Below are 1,535 nucleotides of genomic sequence, written 5' to 3' on the forward strand. Positions count from 1 at the left end.
GTATTAACAGAAAGGTAGAAGTTCACCTACTACATTTAGGTTTCTTCTACCTTTTTAGTATCCGTATATGGATACTCCGTCAGTAAATTTTGAAATTAAGTTAGTTTTTCAGTGGCCTCACTCCGTCCTCCGGGGTCTCGTCGAGTCTGCTCATCCCGCAGGAGTCTCACTGTTTTCCATCCCTCCCTGCTTGATTTATGGCTAACGGATCCTTACGTAAAAAAATTCCGTCTTCATGTGAATGGTGCGTTAACACTGTTATATCAATACTTGAAGAGTATTTTTATTGATATAAGATCCCTGTTCCGTCTTTCATTTTTCGAAAGGAGGTCGTGGAAATGGCGAGACTCCTGTGGGATCAGAGGACAGGGAGAGACCCCGGAAGGCGCAGCCTGAGGAGGCTCACCGTACGCCCACGGAAAGCGAGCTATTTCACCGACCTCCTTCACCACATACCTGCGACGGATCCGACACATATCTCGGAATCAAGTCTTTCACAATCCTGCACGTTTGTTTAATAACCGTTGCCATACATTCCATTTAGTAATTAATCGAATCATAAAAAATACCGTCCCTCATAGGAACGGTATTTATACTACAAACGAACACGATATGTTTTTAGCCAGTAATTGATCTGACATAAATGAGCAATTAATTGAGGACCTGTCATCAATTGACCGAACCAGGGGGTATCAATCGACTTCCCTTCTGAGTCATTCAACTTCCTGATTCGCTCGCGATCAAACAAATCGAAAAGTGGCGCATTCGCATCTGACAAAATATCATTCATCCATGTACAAACAGCTTTCGTATAGTCTGGATGGAACGTCTTCGGATAAGGATTCTTTTTCCTGAACAATACTTTATCAGGTAACACTCCCCGTAACGCTTGACGAAGCAACCCTTTTTCCTGATTATTATGATGCTTCATGCTCCAGGGGATATTCCATGCATATTCGACAATACGGTGATCACTAAACGGCACGCGGACCTCAAGACTCGCTCCCATACTCATCCTGTCTTTACGTTCTAATAAAGTTTGCATGAACCAATTCATATTGAGGTAGAGCATCTGCCTATGCTTGCTCGCAGCTTCGTCTTCCCCTGTTAAGAGAGGTGCTTCATCTACAGTTTCTTGATATCGGCGAAGCATATATGACTCAATATCAAGATGCTTGAGATCATTTCTCACAAGTGAAACACGCTCATCTAAGGAACGAATCCAAGGGAAACCTTTTCTCTCCTGGTCTTCTTTCCGGTAGTACCATGGATATCCCCCGAATATTTCATCGGCGCACTCTCCGGAAAGCGCCACGGTTACATGATTTTTGATTTGTTCACAAAACCACAGCAATGATGAATCGACATCCGCCATTCCCGGCAAATCCCTAAGTTCCACAGCCCGCTTCAATCGATCGACTAAATCACTTGTTTCCGCCTTCATCACAATATGATCCGTCTGGTTTTGATTGCTTACAAGGTTAATATAAGCTTCATCCCGATCTGGTTGAAAGGCATTTTTCTTAAAATACTTC

The 1,535-nt window shown here is 43.2% G+C and carries 1 protein-coding gene; it reads right to left on the reverse strand.

Annotation, left to right across the window (positions count from 1 at the left end; genetic code table 11):
- Positions 1-595: 595 nt before the first annotated feature.
- Positions 596-1,535: asparagine synthetase B (locus tag LD39_RS19155; RefSeq protein ID WP_035551941.1), on the reverse strand; the 940-nt coding region annotated here is incomplete at its 5' end.

It is taken from the genome of Halobacillus sp. BBL2006, from assembly GCF_000786645.1.
GTDB lineage: Bacteria > Bacillota > Bacilli > Bacillales > Halobacillaceae > Halobacillus.